This is a genomic window from Mesorhizobium sp. M8A.F.Ca.ET.021.01.1.1 (genome assembly GCF_003998025.1).
Lineage (GTDB): Bacteria > Pseudomonadota > Alphaproteobacteria > Rhizobiales > Rhizobiaceae > Mesorhizobium.
In genome coordinates, this window is record NZ_RZSJ01001002.1 from 1 (window position 1) to 952 (window position 952).

General features: G+C 60.9%; 1 protein-coding gene and 1 pseudogene. Both read right to left on the reverse strand.

The features are described from left to right. On the reverse strand, positions 1-555 hold a 555-nt coding region (locus EOA36_RS36180), incomplete at its 3' end, for a KUP/HAK/KT family potassium transporter (RefSeq protein WP_189553565.1). 186 nt (positions 556-741) lie between these two features. Then, positions 742-952: pseudogene (gene trkD / locus EOA36_RS36185) on the reverse strand (potassium transporter Kup); the annotation flags it as partial.

Here is a 952-nt window from a genome sequence, read left to right on the forward strand (position 1 = left end):
CACCAATCCCACCCCGCCCGTGCCAAAGCGCTGCACCGCGAACACCATGGCGAGGATGACCAGGGTCAGCGGCACCACATAAGGCTGGAAAGCAGGCGTGACGACGTTCATGCCCTCGACCGCCGAAAGCACCGAAATCGCCGGCGTGATGACCGCATCGCCAAAAAACAGCGAGGCGCCGACGATGCCAATGCCCAGAATCACCGCCGAGCGCTTCGGGAAACTGCCGCGTGCCAGCGCCATCAGCGACAGCACGCCGCCTTCGCCGCGGTTGTCGGCGCGCAGCACGAACATGATGTATTTTATCGTAACCGTAATCGTCAGCGACCAGATGATCAGCGACAGCACACCGAGAATATCGCCGCGATCAGCAACGGTGCCGTGTGACGACGCCACCAGCGCTTCTCGAAAGGCATAGATAGGGCTGGTGCCGATATCCCCATAGACCACACCGAGCGCGCCCAGCATCAGCACCTTGGTGCTATGCTGTTCGATTTCCGGATGGCTCGATTGGTCGACGGGTTCTGCCTCACTACCAGCATTGGCAAGGGCCATGTACGACACTCCGATAAACGCGCGGTGCTCTACGCTTGCTGCAATGCAATATCAAGTGCCGTCGCGTGATGGCTCCCATGCCGGCAACGCTAGGCTCCTTGGGAAATGGCCTGTAATCCAATGGTCGCGGACTGAATTCGCGGCTGCGGGGCACGGCGCGCGCCCATAAGATCTGCCGTATCTGCCTTAAATAGCGACTTGCGTGCCGATTTCCACGACACGTCCGGTCGGGATCTGGAAATATTCGGTCGCATCGGCCGCCGTGCGGGCCAGACCGATGAACAGCCGGTCCTGCCACACCGGCATGCCGGAATTGGGCGAAGCCTTGAGCGAGCGCCGCGACAGGAAGAAGGACGTCGTCATGCTGTCGAACTTCCAGCCCTGCTTGCGGCAAATC